Below are 17,048 nucleotides of genomic sequence, written 5' to 3'. Positions count from 1 at the left end.
GGCCAAGCCTTAAGTTTTGGCGGAACGGAGACCGGTGAGCATGGATATTTTCGCAAAGATTCAAGACGACAGGGGACAGTTCTCGCAATCGGAGCGGCGGATCGCCGATATCCTGGTTTCGGACTTCGAGTTTGCGGTCAATGCATCGATCATTGAGCTTGCCGCCCGCGCCGAGGTTTCCCCGCCAACCGTGACGCGGTTCTGCCGCCGTCTGGGTTGCCAGAGCTTTTCGGATTTCAAGGTCAGCCTTGCCAAGACCGCTTATGTCGGCATCCGCTACCTCACCTCGGAACCGACCAGCACGGGCCCGTCGGACGTCGCCGAGGAAGTGCTTGCCAAGGCGCAGGAGGCGCTTTTCCTGCTGCACAAGACGCTCGATCCCGCCCTCGCCGACGAAGCGGCCGTCCGGATTGCTAATAGCGGCATGATCTACGCGTTTGGAGCCGGTGGTAATTCCTCTATGATCGCCTCGGAAATTCAGAACCGGCTGTTTCGCCTTGGCCTGCGCGTTTCGACCAGCGCCGATCACAGCATGCAATTGATGATGACTGCCGCTGCGCGGAAGGAAGACGTCATCATCGGATCCTCCTTTTCCGGCCGCAACATGGAATTGGTGAAGTGCTTCAGGCTGGCGCGGGAAATGGGGGTTACCACCATCGCGCTGACCCAGAGCGATACGCCCGTCGCCTTGGCCGCCGATATGGTGGTGGCCGTCAACGTGCCTGAGGGAAACAATATCTTCCGCCCAACATCATCGCGTTATGCCTATCTGGCGGCGGTTGATGTTCTGGCGACGCTAGCTGCATATCACCACCGGCAGCGGTCGATGGTGACCCTGCGGCACATCAAGCAGCAGCTTGTGGAGCATCGTGATCCGGACGACCGGCAATTGCTGGGTGACTAGAGCATTTCCAGTGAGCCCGCGTAGCGGTTTCACGCCCGGAAAATGCATAAAAACAAAGATGTAGAGCGGCTTGACCTCAAAACCCGCTCTGGAAAGCTTCGAAGGAGTAGCATGAGATGCAGGACAGGAAAGACCAGGTCGCCGTCGTAACGGGCGCGGCGGGCGACATCGGCCGGGCAATTGCCGCGGCGCTTTCTGAAAGCCACGCGAAGGTGGTGTTGGTCGATATCGATCCCGACGCCCTTTCCAATGCGCTTTCCCTGCTTTCCGGTTCCGCCTTCGTTTCGAAAACCTGCGACGTCACCGATCCGCAGGATCTTGCAAGGCTGGCCTTGGAGGTTGCGGAGCTGGGTGATGTCGCGACTCTCGTCAACAATGCTGGTGCTGCAAGGGCCGTCAGCCTGCACGACACGACCGCAGAGATATGGCGCAAGGACAATGCCCTTAACTTGGAAGCACCGTTTCTCTGCTTCAGGGCTTTCGAGGACGCGCTTAAGCGCACGCAAGGGTCTGTCATCAATATCACCTCCGTCAACGGCATGGCTGTGTTCGGCCATCCCGCCTATAGCGCGGCAAAGGCAGGCTTGATCCATCTGACGAAGCTGATCGCTGTCGAATACGGAAAATTCGGCATCCGTTCCAATGCTGTTGCTCCAGGAACCGTGCGCACGCAGGCTTGGGAAGCGCGGGCGGCAGTCAATCCTCAGGTCTTCGAGGAAGCGAAGCACTGGTATCCGTTGCAGCGCATCGTGAGGCCTGAGGATGTCGCCAACGCCGTCGCTTTTCTAGCCGGGCCACAGGCAGCGGCCATCAGCGGCGTGTGCCTGCCGGTGGATTGCGGCCTGACGGCAGGGCAGGCGCCGCTCGCCCGCACTTTCTCACAATCCGAACACTACTGACCGAAGTCCTCTCGGGCTTGAAGCACAATAAAGGGGAGCATCATGGCGCTCGCACAATTTCGTCTCGAAAACTCATGGCATCCGCTCGAAGATTCCGCATCGGGTGGCTTCACCTTCACCCTGTTCAATCTTTCCAGCGAGCCGGTGAAGGATTTCCGGATCGTCTATACGTCGCTGACGCGGACCATCGACAAGCCCGTCTGCGGCAATGCCGTCTATCTGCGCCGCAATGCCAATTTCCATGAATTTGCGCCGCCAACGGGTTTCGTGCTCGAAGCCGGGAAATCGTGGCGTTTTACCGTTGACGGCCTGCTCAGGCCTGCCCGCCATCGCACAGACGGTGCGAAATCCGCCTATATCAGCCTTGCCGACGGCACACATCGCGCGGTTGATGTCGCTGACCTGATGCTTGACGGGCGCCATAGCGAGCCGGCGCCAGCCCTGCTTCCCGAAGGAAAGCTCGATCTGCCCTTCGCCATCCAGCCCTGGCCTGCAGAAATCGATGCCGCGCCGGGCGAAGACTTTCCCGTCGCACTCTTCCCGACGGAAGAGGCAGGCAAGGAAGAAGTGCTTGCGGTGGAAACTGTTTCGTCGCTGTTCCGCAGGCTTTTTGCCGTTGGTCACGTGGCTTTCAGCCTCGCGCCTGTTCATGGGGGCAAACCGCTTCGTTTCAAGCAACATAGCGGTCTGGAAGCGGAAGGTTATCGCCTGTCTTTCTCTGATGACGCCGTCGTCGTGGAATATTCGGCCGCTGCAGGTCTGCAATACGGCCTGACTGTGCTTGCGCAATTGCTGCACGGCGCGCGCACCGATACCAAATTCCGTTTCCCGGTTTCCGGCACCATCGCTGATGCGCCGCGTTACAGCTGGCGCGGTTGCCATCTGGATGTCTCGCGACAATTCTATCCGACCGGTGATGTCGTGCGGCTGATCGACATTCTTGCATGGCTGCGCATGAACCGGTTCCATTGGCACCTGACGGATGACGAAGCTTGGCGTCTCGAAATCAAGGCTTACCCGCTGCTGACGACAGTCGGCGCGACGCGCGGCCCGGATGCGCCGCTTCTGCCGCAGCTCGGCAATGGGGCTGAGCCGGTTTCCGGTTATTACACGCAGGATGATGTTCGCATGGTCGTCGCGCATGCGGCGGCACTGAACATCGAAATCGTGCCGGAGGTCGATATTCCCGGCCACAGCACGGCGGCTCTCGTTGCCTATCCGGAGCTGACGGATGGGCAGGAAGCGCCGGACAGCTATCGCTCTGTACAGGGCTATCCCAACAATGCGCTCAATCCCGCCATCGAGCCGACCTATGAATTCCTTGGCAAGATATTCGACGAGATGGTGGAGCTTTTCCCCTCGCGGCTGATCCATATCGGCGGCGACGAGGTAGCAGATGGCTCCTGGCTTGCCTCGCCGCTTGCCAAGTCGTTGATGGAAAAGGAAGGCCTCGACGGCACCTTCGGCATTCAGTCCTATTTCATGAAACGTATTCAGGGGATGCTGCATGAGCGCGGCCGCCAGCTTGCCGGCTGGGACGAAGTTTCGCACGGCGGCGGTGTCGATCCCTCGGGAACATTGCTGATGGCCTGGCAGAAGCCGGAAGTTGGCCTGGAGCTTGCAAAGCAGGGCTATGACGTCGTGATGACGCCGGGACAGGCCTATTATCTCGACATGGTGCAGGATGAAGCCTGGCAGGAGCCGGGCGCAAGCTGGGCCGGCACCGTTCCGCCGTCGCATACATATGCTTACGAGGCAGTCGGTGAGTTCCCCGAGGAATTGAAGGAGCGAATGAAAGGCGTTCAGGCCTGCATCTGGTCCGAGCATTTCCTCAATCGCGCCTATTTCAACCATCTGGTTTTTCCGAGACTGCCCGCCATTGCCGAGGCGGCGTGGACGCCGAAAGCGCAGAAGGACTGGCTGCGTTTCTCCGCCATCGTCCGCTTGAGCCCGGTCTATTGAGAGGAAGGCGAGATGCGTATTGCCGTTGGTGGAATTCATACCGAATGCAGCACCTATTCGCCGGTGCTGATGCGTCAGGAAGATTTTCGCGTCTTTCGCGGGACAGAGTTGCTGGAAGCCGAATATTTCAATTTCCTCGGCGAAGGCGGGGCGGAGGTGTTGCCGCTTCTGCATGCGCGGGCGGTGCCGGGTGGTCCCGTGTCGCGCACGGCCTATGATGCGTTCAAGCAGGAATTCTTGGAGCGTCTCAAGGCTTGCCTGCCGCTCGACGGGCTTTATCTCGCCATGCATGGCGCGATGAATGTCGAGGGAATGGACGATGCGGAAGGGGACTGGATTTCCAGCGCCCGCGCCGTAGTCGGACCGGATGTTATCATTTCCGCCAGCTACGACCTGCACGGCAATGTCAGCCAGTCGATCATCGACCAATTGGATATTTTCGCCGGCTACCGAACTGCGCCGCATATCGATGTGCGCGAGACGATGGTGCGGGCGTGGACTATGCTCATCAAGGCTCTGAAAACGGGCGAGAAGCCCGGTGTGGCCTGGGCGAAAATCCCCGTTCTACTGCCGGGTGAAAAAACCTCCACGGAAGATGAACCGGCCAAAAGCCTCTATGCCGTCTTGCCGGACTACGACGCGCGGCCCGGCATTTGGGATGCGAATTTCATGATCGGCTACGTCTGGGCCGATGAACCAAGGGCGACGGCCTGCGCTGTCGTGACCGGGACGGACAAAGATGCCGCGCAGGCGGTCGCCTCGGAGATTGCGCAATCCTACTGGAATGCCCGACAGGATTTCCGTTTCGGTCCCGTGACCGAACCGCTCGAGGTCATCATGGATATTGCGGAAAAAACAACAACCGGGCCGATCATTCTGGCGGATTCCGGCGACAATCCGACCGGCGGCGGGGTGGGCGATCGCGCCGATGTTCTGGCGGCGTTGATTGCGCGCAATTGGCAGGGCGCGTTGATCGGCGGCATCACCGACAGGCCGGCGGTCGAGGCCTGTTTTGCGGCGGGCGAGGGCGCGGCGCTTTCCCTGAAGATCGGCGGCAGTCTCGATCCCGAAAGCCCTTCCATCACCGTCGAAGCCAAGGTCCTGAAACTGGACGATCCAGGTGCTTCCGATCAGCGGCAGGCGGTCGTCGTCATCGATGGCATTACCGTCATTCTGGCTGCAAGGCGCAGGCCCTATCACATGATCGCGGATTTCACCCGTCTGGGCTTCGATCCGAAGGCGGTAAGGCTGCTGGTCGTCAAGTCAGGTTATCTTTCGCCGGAGCTTGCGCCCATCGCCAATCCCAATCTCATGGCGTTGACGGAGGGGGTTATCAATCAGGATATCGAAAACCTCCCCAATCGCCGCCGGGATGGCGATTTTTACCCATGGAAACCGCATTTCAACTATATCCCGAAACCCATCCTTTCGGCCCGCTGGCGATGACAGCGGTTTGATAGCATTTCATTCAGCGATCCGGCCGCGCCGGATCATCTCAGGCGAACCTTCATGCCGTCGGCTCTTTCCATCGTTTTCAACAATCCGTCGATCCGCATCGGTGCGCTCGCCATCCTGTTCTTCGGATTTTCGAATGCCGCCACCGCCCCCTATCAGGCGGTGATCGGCATTCGCGAAATCGGGCTCAGCAACACCGTCTATTCCCTACTGATGCTGTTTGCCGCCATCATCAATGTCAGCGCCAGCGTCCTGATGGGCATCGTTGCAGACCGGCTCGGCGAATATCGCAAACCCATGCTGCTGATCGCGCTTTTCGGCGTCAGCGGCTATTTGCTGGTTTATCTCGTTGGCAATGCCACCGCCTTCGTGACCGCGAAGCTGCTGCTCCTGCCGATTTTCGGGGCGATGAACTCTCTGATTTTCGCGCATGTGCGCGCCGATGCCCGCAATCTTTCGACGGGCGACATGATCGCCGTTAATTCGATCATGCGGGCCACCATCTCGCTGTCCTGGGTGCTGGTGCCTGGTATCGTCGGTATTTTTCTGGTGAATTCCGGCAATATGCTGCTGGCTTTCCTGTTCTCAGGCATCTGCGCGCTTATCTGCTTTCTGCTTGTGGCCTTTTGCCTGCCGCGCACGGCCACTCCGGCATCGGTGAACACGCAGGCACGCTTCGGTGTCCGCGCTTCACTTGCGGAAATCGGGGAGCGACGGGTGCTGCTGCGGATCATCGCCATCGCGCTCATCTGCTCGATGCTGCATCTCAATGATTCCATCCGCTCGCTCATCATAACGGGTCAGGCAAAGGGAACGGTCGCGGATATCGGTATCGTCGCGGGCATCGTTGCCGCGCTGGAAATCGTCTTCATTCTGCTGTGGGGCTGGATCGAAAAAAAGGTGCCGCAAACGCTGACCCTTGCGGCTGGAGCGGGGCTTTATGCCATCTACCTCATCCTGCAGGGTCTCGCGACGGCACCTTGGCATATCTATGCGCAGACCTTGATCAGCGCGCTCGGCGCAGCCGCCATCATCAGTATCCCGATCACCTATCTACAGGAACTGATTGCGGATCGGCCGGGGCTTGGAAGCTCGCTGATTGCCGTCAACATCTTCCTCGGCGCGGGTTTGGGTGCGCTGATTTTTGCCGTCGGCACGCTCGTCACGAGCTATTCAGGCACTTCAGTTCTGGGAGCGGTTGTGGGTCTCGGCGGCGTTTACATGCTCTACGCGCTTGATGGGAAGGGCCGCCGCAGGTAGAGCGTCGGACCGAAAAGTGTGGGCGGTTTTCGGATAAGCCGGCGCGAAAACACGGCACATTCAAAAGAAAGAGGTTACGATGATTCTCGAGATTTGCGTGGACGACGTGGCCGGTCTGGAAGCGGCGGTCAGGGGTGGGGCCGACCGAATAGAACTTTGCGCGGCATTGTCCGGTGGCGGTGTGACGCCGTCTGCGGGTTTCATGCACCGGGCGGCGGCCTACGCCCTGCCTGTGAGCGTGATGATCAGGCCGCGCGCCGGGGATTTCGTGTTCACGCGCGACGAAGCCGATGTGATGAAACGCGATATCGATGCGGCGCGCGCGGCGGGGCTTTCCGGCGTGGTGCTCGGTGCCTCGCTTGGCGATGGCTCGCTTGATATTCCCCTGCTCGAAGAACTGCGCCGCCACGCCGACGGGCTCGATATGACGCTGCACCGGGCGATCGACGTTGTTCCCGACATGGATGAAGCCTTGGAGGCCGCTATCGCGCTGGGCTTCCCGAGAATTCTGACCTCCGGGGGCGCGCGTTCGGCGCTTGAGGGCATCGAGACCTTGGCCCGATTATCCGAGCTTGCCGCCGGGCGGATTGTCATCATGCCGGGGGCCGGGGTGCGTCCACCAGTCGTGCAGACGTTGCTGGACCGCTTTCCCATTACGGAGATCCACGCATCCTGTTCCGCCATTCCGTTTTACGATCCGGAAAGCCGGGTGGCGAAACTCGGTTTCACCGGCGCGGGGCGCAAGGGCACGGATGAGGAGGCCGTTCGAGAGTTAAAGGCGATCCTCACCGCTCATCAAAAAGGCGGCGTAAAGCTCTAGCCGTTCCTGCGGCGCCATCGAGATCGAGGTGGATCACGTCCGGTCCCGGCAGGGCCAATGCCGCCCTGATGGCATCGGCCATGGATTGCGCAGAGATATGCTTCTCTTCCAGCACCTGTGCCAGCCCCAGCCGCGCCAGCCGTTCGGCGCGGGCGCTCTGTTCCGTTTCGCCATCGGCCGCAAACGGGATCAGAAGCGAGCGGCATTTTGCCTGTAGAATATCGCAGACGGTGTTGTAACCGGCCTGCGAAACTGAAAGCCGCGCGCCGGCGAGCAGGCTTGCGAAATCCTTGCGGAAGCGGAAGATGGACACATTTTCGGGCGCCTGCGCCGAGATCGCATCGAAATCTGCCTGCGGCATGTTGGGGCCGGTTATGAGGCACCAGCTTTTGATCTCTTCCAGCAGAGGCGATGCCTCAAGTGCGGCCCGGATAAGGGCTGCACCAACGGCACCTCCGCCAGCGGAAACGACGATATCGAATTCTTCCGCCGGTTCCGGCGATGGCAGCGGCGCGACGAGGCCGGTATAGACAACGCGCTGGCTGATTTCGCCGGCAAGGGGAAAGGTCTCCTCCAGCCGGACGAAATCCGGATCTCCGTGGACCAGCACCGCGTCGAAATGTTTCTTCACCAGCGACACGGTTTCTTCGTCCCGGCCGGGTTTGGTTTTTTCCTGCAGAATATCGCGCAGCGACGTCATGACGAGCGGGCGTGGTTCACTGTCCTCGATCTCGTGCAGAAGCGGCAGCAATTCGAAACGCACCTGCCTGCGGCCGAAGGGGAAGGCCTCTATGATGACGATATCCGGCTTTGCGCCGTGATAAGCGCCGATCAGCATATCCGTTCGAAGCTTCTTGAAGTCGTCATCGACCGGTTTGCCGGAACTATCGACAAGGCCGGAAAAGCTGCCGTCGCTAACGGCGATCGGCGGTAATTCGACATGGCGGATGCCTTCGCCCGGAAAGCCGGGAACCGGGGTGCCACCTGTCACCAGAACGACATCGAAACCATCAGCCTGAAGGGCATTGGCAACGCGGCTGGCGCGGGCGATATGGCCGATGCCCAGAAGGTGCTGGACGTAGAAGAAAACGGAAGGGCGCTTTTCCGTATCGGTCATGGCGTTTTTTCCCACTCGGTTTCGAACAGCGTCGTCAACTCGGCAATGCTGGTGCGGTTGTCGAAGGCGGTTCGCACACGGTTTTCCGCCGCACTACCCAGACGCTCACGCAATTGTGGATCGGTAATCGCCGTGCGCAGAGCCTCGGCGAAGGCAACCGGATTTTCGGGCTCCGTCAGCAGGCCGTTTTCACCATCCACGAAGAATTCCGGAATGCCTGATATATTGGTGGAAATGCAGGTCAGCGCCTGGCTGGCGGCCTCGACCAGCACATTGGGAAGACCGTCGCGGTCACCATCGCTGGTGATGCGGCAGGCAAGGGCGAAGAGGTCGGCCTCGCGGTAATTCTCCAGCACCTGTTTCTGGTCCATGGCGCCGGTCCAGAAGATCCTGTCGGCGATGCCAAGCTCGTCGGCGAGTTTTTTCAACCCGGCAAGTTCGTCGCCGCCACCTATATGGGTGAAACGCCAATGGATGTCCTGTGGAAGCGAGGCCAAAGCCTGCAACAGAATATCGATGCCCTTTTTCTTGACGGCCCGTCCAACACTCAAAATCCTGACCGGATCATGAGCGTCCGATCCATCTCTTTGCGGACGCGGCGTGTCGAAATTCGGGAAGCGGGTGAGATCGAGACCGTGATAGCTCAAATGCACATTCTGCTTGACGCCGGAAAGGGTGCGAAGATGCTGAAAGCCGCTTGCGGTGCAGGTCACGGCCCAGCGGGCGCTTTCCAGCTTTGCGGCAAGGTCCCGGTCGCTGGAGGTCCAGATATCCTTGGCGTGGGCCGAAATCGTCCAGGGCGTGCCGGTGATAAGATGTGTATAGGCGGCGACCGAGGCGGGTGTGTGGATGAAGTGGACATGCAGCCACCCGGCATCTACAGGCCATTCGTGCGCCAGCACGGCCGCCTGCCCGAAACGGCGGAAGCGGTTGCGGCTTAGATCATGCGGCAGATCGCTGAAAAACCGACGCAGCGCCTTGGTGAAGCCTGGCTTTTTGCGGCATGCCCACAGGGCCTTCAGCACGCGGATGGGCTCGTCATGCAGATATTCCGGCAGGTAGGTCACGGGTGCGCGGATTTCATCGTGAACGGGGTGGCGTTTTTTATCCGTCGGGCGGCGCATGGACATGAGTTCCAGCGTAAGGCCAGCCTTTTCAAGCCCCAGAAGTTCCTGGGCAATGAAAGTCTCGGACAGGCGCGGATAGCCCTTGAGGAGCACCACGATTTTTTTTGTGTCGGTCACGTTGCGCGTGTCTCTTTTGAAGCGGTGGTTGTCGGGGAGCCGGTCACGCCGTCAGCGTTATTGGCACCTTGTCGCCCTCGGGCGGCAGCCATTCGGCTATCCGTTTCGAAATGTTTTCCAGACCATCGAGCTTCAGGTCCTGCGAATTGACGGAAGGCGGCGCGCGATTCGGCAGCGCTTTAAGAGCTGCCGCCATTTTCGCCGGATTCTCGGCATCCTCAGGTAAAAGCATGTCGAAAAGGCCGAGCTCCGACGCGCGGCTTGCGCGGATAAGCTGCTCCTCCCTCGGCACCGTGCGCGGCACGACGAGGGCAGGCTTGTCGAACGACAATATCTCGCAGACGGTGTTGTAGCCGCCCATCGACACGACGGCCTGAGCGCCGGCAACGAGGTCTTCCATGCGGTTGTCGAATTCGATGATCTCGATGTACGGAATATCGGCAACACTGCTCATGAATCGCTGGCGCTGGTCTGCCGGCATGTAGGGGCCGAGCACCACGAGCGCCTTGTGCGTCAGTTCGCTATCATGACGGTAGGCGTTGATGACGTCATCGATCAATTCGCTGCCGTCACCGCCGCCGCCAGTGGTGATGAGAAGATAGTCGCCCTCCGGCCGGTGCGCCACGGTTTCCGCCTGCGTTTTGGAGCGTTGCAGGAAGCCGACGAAATCCATCTTGTCGCGAACGGTCTGGGGAACGTCGAGCCCCGTCAAGGGGTCGTGGAAATCCGGTGGGCCATAAATCCAGACGTGGTCATAGAACTTGCCGATCTTGGTCATCACGTCATTGCGCTTCCACTCCGCTTCAAGCAGCTGCGGTGCGTCCATGACGTCACGGAGGCCGATGACAAGCTTGGTTCCCTGTCCCTTGAGATACGCAAGCGTTTCCTCCACCTCGCCACGAAGACCCATGGGCTCCTTGTCGACGATGAAGATATCCGGCTGGAAGCTTTCGGCAGTGTGATAGATGATGGAGCGGCGCATCTTCAGTGTTTCCTGAAGATCGATATGCCGGTCCATGGAGGTGTATTCGCCGTTGCGCAGCTTGATGACGCTCGGGATTTTCACGAAATCGACACGAGCGCGATAATCGAAGGCGCCGGCGATAGTTGCGCCCGAAATGATAAGCACGTTGAGGCCGCGATAATCCTCCACCAGAGCGTGAGCGATCGTGCGACAGCGCCGCAGATGTCCGAGGCCAAAAGAATCGTGGCTGTACATGAGGATGCGTGCGTCGTTCAGACGGGAGGTCATCGGCCACACCTCTTTTTGCCTTTCCCAAAAAAGGCGATGGCGGAAGAGCAGTTTATCAAGGCGTGTTCCATTTTATCTGAAGGGATCCGCAGCATCACGTAGTCCGTCACCGAAGAAATTAAAGGCCAGAATGACGAGAACAACCGGAATCGTCGGGATGAGAAGCCACGGATATAGCGCAATGACGCTGACGCTGCGCGCCTCCGTGAGCAGAATTCCCCAACTTGTGATCGGCGGCCTGAGGCCGAGACCAAGGAAGCTCAGCGCGGTTTCGCCGAGAATCATGCCCGGTATCGTCAGCGTCGCCGAGGCGATCAGATGTGACATGAAGCCGGGGATAAGGTGCCTGCCGATGATGCGCGGTGTGCCGGCGCCCATCAGTTGTGCAGCCAAAACATAGTCTTCCTCGCGCAATGCCAGCAATTTGGAGCGCACGGCGCGCGCCAGTCCCGTCCAGTCCAGCATGCCGAGAATGATGGTGATGCCGAGATAGACGAGGATCGGACTCCAGGTCACCGGCATGATTGCTGCGAGTGCGAGCCACAGCGGAATGCTCGGAATGGATTGCAGGACTTCGATGATACGCTGGACGATGAGATCGAAAGTGCCGCCGCGATAACCTGCAAGTCCGCCGATCACAATGCCGAGAACGAAGCTCATGGCGACACCGAGAAGGCCGATCGTCAGAGAGATGCGCGCGCCGTAGATGATTCGCGACAGCACGTCTCGTCCAAGCCGGTCGGTGCCGAGCAGGAACATTTCACCACCTTCGGCCGGACATACGAGGTGGGTTCTAGCCTCGATCATGCCCCAGAAATGATAGGTATCGCCCTTGCAGAAGAAACGCAGCGGCTGGATATCCGTCGGCACATCCCGGTAGACGCGCCGCAGATTGTCCATGTCGAGCGTCATTTCCCGACCATATACGAAAGGCCCGACAAATTTTCCGTCATTGAAAAGGTGAATGGCCTGGGGTGGGGCGTAGATATGCTCGATATTGCGGGTGTGAAGATTGTAAGGCGCGAGGAACTCGCTGATCAGGATCGAAAGATAAAGCACCACCAGAAAGGCGCCGGACCAGACGGCGATCTTGTGCTGGCGGAACTGCCACCACATGAGCCGCAGCTGCGACGCCTTGCTGAAGGCCGCCATTCCGGACGTATTGGGTTCGATGAGCGACGGGTCGAACGGCGCCGTCGAAACGTAGTGGGGCAGCGCTTCGCCGGATGTCGGGATGGATGAAGTCATTTGACGTTACCACCTCCGAAGCGGATTCTCGGGTCAAGTATGGCAAGGGCGATATCCGACACAAGAACGCCGATCACCGTGAGGAAAGCAAGGAACATCAGGAAGGAGCCGGCCAGGTACATGTCCTGGCTTTGCAGCGCCCGGATGAGCATCGGACCGGTTGTTTCGAGTGACAGCACGACGGCGGTGATTTCCGCGCCTGATATGATGGCGGGCAGGATCGAGCCGATGTCCGAGATGAAGAAATTCAGCGCCATGCGCAGCGGATATTTGATCAGCACTTTGAAAGGGTGAAGCCCCTTGGCGCGGGCGGTTACGACATATTGTTTCTGCAACTCGTCCAAGAGGTTGGCGCGCAGGCGGCGGATCATGCCGGCCGTGCCCGCCGTTCCGATGATGAGGACGGGTATCCAGATATGTTCGAGAATCGATTTGAACTTTGGCCAGCTCATCGCCTGGTTCAGATATTCCCGATCCATCAGATGGCCGATGGAGATACCGAACCAGATATTGGCGAAATACATCAGGATCAGCGCCAGCATGAAGTTGGGGATGGCGATGCCAAGCAGACCGAGGAAGGTCAGGCCGTAGTCGCCCCAGCTATATTTGTGCGTGGCGGAGTAGATGCCGATCGGGAAGGCAAGAATCCAGGTGACGATGATGGTGACGAAGGACACCAGAACCGTCAACCACAGACGGTCTCCCACAACCTCGTTTACCGGGAGCTGATATTCGAAAGAATAACCGAAATCGCCAACCAGCATGCCGGTTGCCCAGCGGAAGTAACGGATCGGCGCCGGCTGGTCGAAGCCATAGCGGACGCGCAACTCCTCGATTTCGGCAAGGTTTGCGGTCTCGCCCATGGCGCGCAGTTCGGCGACGTAGCTTTCGAAATAATCGCCCGGCGGCAATTCGATGATGGTGAAGACCAGCATCGAGATCAGGATCAGCGTTGGGATCATGACGAGGATGCGCTTGAGAATATACCGCAGCATATCAGGCGTCTCCGTCATACCAGAAGGCATCCGGCATGTAGATGCCGAGATACGATGTGGGTTCAAAGCCGAAAAGCGCCTTTTCCGGCACGTTTCGCATGCGTTTGACATGGACGACGGGTTGCAGCGCGCCGTTGACGATGCCGATGGAAAATACCTGCTGCGTGTAGATACCAAGCATTTCCAGCCAGATTGCCTCGCGCTCTTCCTCGGTGACGCTTCGGCGCCATTTTTTCAGGAGATCGAGCAGATGCGCTGCTTCCGGCAGGTCAGGCTCCTTGCCCTCGCGCCCGCCGGACAGATAGTGGATGCCCCAGACCGGCCATTGCAACTGGTCGTCGCCGGTGGGCGCAAGGCCCGAAGGCAACATGTCGGGGGTCGGCACGCCATTGTCCATGCCCATCCACACCGACATCAGCACCTCGCCGCCCATGGCACGCTTGCGGAAGACATCGCGCTGGGTCGGGCGGACCGAAACCGCAATGCCGATATGCCGCCAGTGGTCCGTGACCAGTTCCATCACGTCCGTTTCGAGCGTGCTTTCGCCTGTGGTCTCGACGATGATATAGGCTGGACGGCCGTCCGGCAGAAGCCGGTAGCCGGCGCTGTCGCGCTTATCGAGACCTGCTTCGTCAAGCAACCTGTTGGCCATCGCCCGGTCGAAGGCACTCCAGGCCTCGGCAAATTCCGGTCGGTAAAGCGGGCTTTCCGGCAAGACGGTGTCGGCGCTTTCCTTGGCCAGCCCGTAAAAGCAGACCATGTTGATTTCGTGCCGGTTTATAGCGAGCGACATTGCGCGGCGCACGCGCACGTCCTGGAAACAGCTCCGCCATACAGGATCGGCGCAGTTCAGATTGGGCAGAAGCGCAATGCGCGACCCTTGAGAGCGTTTGTAGAGGTTCACCTTCAGAGGAAAGCGCTTTTCGGCATCCTTCAGGAAGGTGTAGTCGGCGAAATCGAGGCCGAAATATTGCAGATCGCTGTCACCCGACGCCGTCTTGGCCGAGATGATGTCGGAGGAGGTGACGTTCAGCAGGAACCGGTCGAGATAGGGCAGTTGAAGGCCGTTTTCGTCGACACGGTGATAATAGGGATTGCGTTCGAAAACGAACTGTTCGGCCGGTGGCGAAGTCGTATTGCGCCAGGCGTCCAGCGTCGGCAGAGCGGGATTTTCTGGACGGACCTGCCGCGACATCTTGATATGCAGACCGCTCCAGTCATCCGCCTTGTTCTTCTTGATGAGCTTGGCGAGGTTTTCCGCGGTCTGATATTTGATGTGGAACTGCTTCATATAGGCGGCGGGCAGGAAAAGCCGCGCGGGCGATGCTGCTGCGAGCTTTGCCAGAAAATCGGGGTTCGGACCTTCCCAGGTATAGCGCACCGTCAGCCGGTCAATGACTTCGATCTGGGGAGGATTGTTGTTGACCAGCAGTTCGATTGGCGGGCCGCCCTTGTGAATTTCGTTGTTGAGAGCAACATCCTCCCAGAAATACCGGAAATCCTCGGAGGTTAAATCGCTGCCGTCGGACCATTTGTGGCCTTCTCGCAGCTTGAAGGTGAAGATGCGTTCGTCCTGAACGTCGTAGCTTTCCAGAATGTCGGGATGAAGCTCGAATTTTTCGTCGTAACCAACCAGGCGGGCATAGTTGCTGATGGGCATAAGCCGGATATCGCGCTGGCCGCCGATCAGCATGCGCACGGAACCGCCGTGTTTTCCGGGCTCCCGGCCAAGCGCCTTCATATCGATGACGCGCGGGTTTTTCGGCAAGCGCTCGGCAATATCAGGCAGCTCACCTTTTTCCCGCTTTTCCTTGAAGTAGGCGGGGTCGGTATAGGCAGCGCGCGCATAGGTCGGCAAAAAGACGGAGGCCATCAAGGCAAGGGTGGTGCGGCGCGTAATCACGAGCGAAGCTCCCTGATGTCGGCATTGCCATTTGCGAGAACGAAATGGCCATCGCCAAGATCGGCAGAGATCATTTCGCCGTCACCCTCGTCGCGGAATTGCTTGCCCCAGTCGAACTTGCCCGTCGCGCTGATCTTGCCGATGGTGCGGAAATCGAGCGGACGGTCGAGATCGGGAAAAGGCACGGCCGCCAGCAACGATTTTGTATAGGGGTGAACCGGAGAGCGCATCATGATTTCCCGCGGCGCCAGCTCGACGATGCGGCCCTCGCACATCACCGCCACGCGGTCCGCCATGTAATCCACCACTGCCAGATTGTGCGAGATGAAGAGGTAGGTAAGTCCGAGGTCCTTCTGCAAATCCTTGAGCAGGTTGAGGATTTGCGCCTGCACCGAGACATCTAGGGCAGAAACGGGTTCGTCGCAGATCAGCAGTTCGGGACCCAACGCCAGGGCTCTGGCAATGCCGATACGCTGCCTCTGGCCGCCTGAGAAACTGTGCGGATAACGGTTCAGCGCGCTTTCTCCAAGGCCGATTGCCTTGACGAGATTACGGACTTTTTCCGCGCGGTATTTCGCATCGCCCCGTCCATGGATTTCAAGCGGCTCGCTCAAAATATTGCGCACGGTCATGCGCGGTGAAAGCGATGAGATCGGGTCCTGGAAGACCATCTGTATCTTCGACCGCAATTCCTTTAGATCGCCGTCCCTTGCATTGAGGACGTCGATATCGCCCTGCGGCCGGTGAAAGGTCACGGAGCCTTCATCCGGGCGAACGGCGCGCATGAGGATTTTGCTGACGGTTGTCTTGCCGCTGCCGCTTTCGCCGACGAGGCCAAGGCATTCTCCCCGGCGGATTTCAAAACTCACGCTGTTGACCGCCTTGGTGGCATTGGCATCGCGGCGGCTAAACCAGCTGGACTTCCGGGTCGTGAAGGTCTTGCTGATATTCTCCACGGTCAAGAGCGGGCCGGGGGTCTTGTTCACTGCGGCGGTCTTCTTGCCGACAAGGCTTTCGTGGTCGACGGTGATCTCACGAAGCGCCTTCAGCCTCTCACCCGGCTTCATGTCGAAATGCGGCACGGCGGCCATCAGGCCCTTGAGATAGGGGTGGCTCGGTGCCTTGAAAATATCGTCGACCGTTCCGGCTTCCATGATCTCGCCCTGATAGATCACGGCAACCTCGTCGGCGATGTTTGCCACCACGCCGAGATCGTGGGTGATGAGCAGCATGCTCATGTTCAGCCGGCTCTGGAGATCGCGCAGGAGTTTGAGGATTTGCGCCTGTATGGTCACATCAAGAGCCGTCGTCGGTTCGTCGGCGATCAGAAGCGCGGGGCGACAGATCAGTGCCATGGCAATCATGGCGCGCTGGCGCATGCCGCCCGACAATTCGAAGGGATACATGTTCACGACCTTCTTTGGGTTGGAAAACCCTACAAGGTCGAGCGTCTCATGCATTTTTTCCGCGCGCTCGGCCGGCGACAGGATGCTGTGGATTCTCAGCGCTTCGTCAATCTGGTTGCCGATCGTGTGCAGCGGCGAAAAAGACGTCATGGGTTCCTGAAAAATCAGCCCGATGCGATTTCCGCGTATAGCGCGGATTTCCCGGCCATCCTTCGGCAGTTGCAGCAGATCGACGGGGCCGGCTGCGGCATTGGCGGGATCGGTAAACAGCACGCGGCCGTTCACGCGCGCCGTCTTGGGGTGGATGCCCATGATCGTCTGGCCGATGACGGATTTTCCGGAGCCGGATTCTCCGACAAGCGCGGTCACTTTTCCCGGAAGAATGCGAAGGCTGGCACCCCTCACGGCGTCAATCGTGCCACCCATAAGAGAAAACGAGACCCGCAGATTTTCAATACGGAGCAAATCTGCGCCTGCGCTCATGCTAAAGGGTTCCTTGCCGTCTCTCTTTATCGTTGTCTTGTGACAATTTGCTCAGGAGGGCTTAAAGGCACGTTATCGTAGGGTTTGTTGTCTGTCTATG

General features: G+C 59.2%; 13 protein-coding genes. 6 read left to right on the top strand and 7 right to left on the bottom strand.

From position 1 onward, the window contains the following. Positions 1 to 40 precede the first annotated feature (40 nt). From RBH71_RS25135 to RBH71_RS25110, 6 genes are all read left to right on the top strand, one after another. The gene (locus RBH71_RS25135) at positions 41 to 904 is read left to right on the top strand and encodes a MurR/RpiR family transcriptional regulator (RefSeq protein WP_003516783.1); all 864 of its coding nucleotides are present in this window, start codon (positions 41 to 43) and stop codon (positions 902 to 904) included. A gap of 116 nt (positions 905 to 1,020) precedes the next feature. Then, entirely contained in the window at positions 1,021 to 1,803 is a 783-nt protein-coding gene (locus RBH71_RS25130; RefSeq protein WP_003516784.1) for an SDR family oxidoreductase, read from the top strand. A gap of 42 nt (positions 1,804 to 1,845) precedes the next feature. Beyond that, positions 1,846 to 3,765 (top strand): beta-N-acetylhexosaminidase, encoded by a 1,920-nt coding sequence (locus RBH71_RS25125; RefSeq protein ID WP_323687542.1) that lies wholly within the window; start codon positions 1,846 to 1,848, stop codon positions 3,763 to 3,765. A 12-nt stretch (positions 3,766 to 3,777) separates the two neighbouring features. Continuing rightward, positions 3,778 to 5,211, top strand: coding sequence for a M81 family metallopeptidase (locus RBH71_RS25120; protein ID WP_003516788.1), 1,434 nt, complete (start codon positions 3,778 to 3,780; stop codon positions 5,209 to 5,211). Positions 5,212 to 5,274: 63 nt separating this feature from the next. Then, entirely contained in the window at positions 5,275 to 6,480 is a 1,206-nt protein-coding gene (locus RBH71_RS25115) for an MFS transporter (protein ID WP_323687541.1), read from the top strand. 79 nt (positions 6,481 to 6,559) lie between these two features. Then, a complete protein-coding gene (locus RBH71_RS25110; RefSeq protein WP_003516792.1) occupies positions 6,560 to 7,300 on the top strand; it encodes a copper homeostasis protein CutC in 741 nt (246 codons plus the stop codon). Here the strand turns inward: RBH71_RS25110 and RBH71_RS25105 are convergent. The 7 genes from RBH71_RS25105 to RBH71_RS25075 all read right to left on the bottom strand — a co-directional run bounded on the left by RBH71_RS25105 (position 7,266) and on the right by RBH71_RS25075 (position 16,948). After that, entirely contained in the window at positions 7,266 to 8,417 is a 1,152-nt protein-coding gene (locus RBH71_RS25105) for a glycosyltransferase family protein (protein ID WP_003516793.1), read from the bottom strand. The genes RBH71_RS25110 and RBH71_RS25105 overlap by 35 nt on opposite strands. Next, positions 8,414 to 9,661 (bottom strand): glycosyltransferase family 4 protein, encoded by a 1,248-nt coding sequence (locus RBH71_RS25100; RefSeq protein WP_003516794.1) that lies wholly within the window; start codon positions 9,659 to 9,661, stop codon positions 8,414 to 8,416. The genes RBH71_RS25105 and RBH71_RS25100 overlap by 4 nt, the downstream gene beginning before the upstream one ends. A 43-nt stretch (positions 9,662 to 9,704) precedes the next feature. Beyond that, positions 9,705 to 10,913 carry a glycosyltransferase family protein gene (locus RBH71_RS25095; RefSeq protein ID WP_003516795.1) on the bottom strand — a complete coding sequence of 403 codons (1,209 nt, stop codon included), beginning with the start codon at positions 10,911 to 10,913 and terminating at the stop codon, positions 9,705 to 9,707. A gap of 72 nt (positions 10,914 to 10,985) precedes the next feature. Beyond that, positions 10,986 to 12,161 carry an ABC transporter permease gene (locus RBH71_RS25090; protein ID WP_003516796.1) on the bottom strand — a complete coding sequence of 392 codons (1,176 nt, stop codon included), beginning with the start codon at positions 12,159 to 12,161 and terminating at the stop codon, positions 10,986 to 10,988. Next, positions 12,158 to 13,156, bottom strand: coding sequence for an ABC transporter permease (locus RBH71_RS25085; RefSeq protein ID WP_003516797.1), 999 nt, complete (start codon positions 13,154 to 13,156; stop codon positions 12,158 to 12,160). The genes RBH71_RS25090 and RBH71_RS25085 overlap by 4 nt, the downstream gene beginning before the upstream one ends. Position 13,157: 1 nt before the next feature. Continuing rightward, a complete protein-coding gene (locus RBH71_RS25080) occupies positions 13,158 to 15,059 on the bottom strand; it encodes an ABC transporter substrate-binding protein (RefSeq protein WP_003516798.1) in 1,902 nt (633 codons plus the stop codon). Next, on the bottom strand, positions 15,056 to 16,948 hold the full coding sequence (locus RBH71_RS25075; RefSeq protein WP_003516799.1) for an ABC transporter ATP-binding protein: 1,893 nt from the start codon (positions 16,946 to 16,948) through the stop codon (positions 15,056 to 15,058). The genes RBH71_RS25080 and RBH71_RS25075 overlap by 4 nt, the downstream gene beginning before the upstream one ends. Positions 16,949 to 17,048: the final 100 nt, after the last annotated feature.

The sequence above is a fragment of the Rhizobium sp. AN68 genome (genome assembly GCF_030758035.1).
Classification (GTDB): Bacteria; Pseudomonadota; Alphaproteobacteria; order Rhizobiales; family Rhizobiaceae; genus Agrobacterium; species Agrobacterium tumefaciens.
This window is presented reverse-complemented; position numbering and strand designations above follow the sequence as displayed.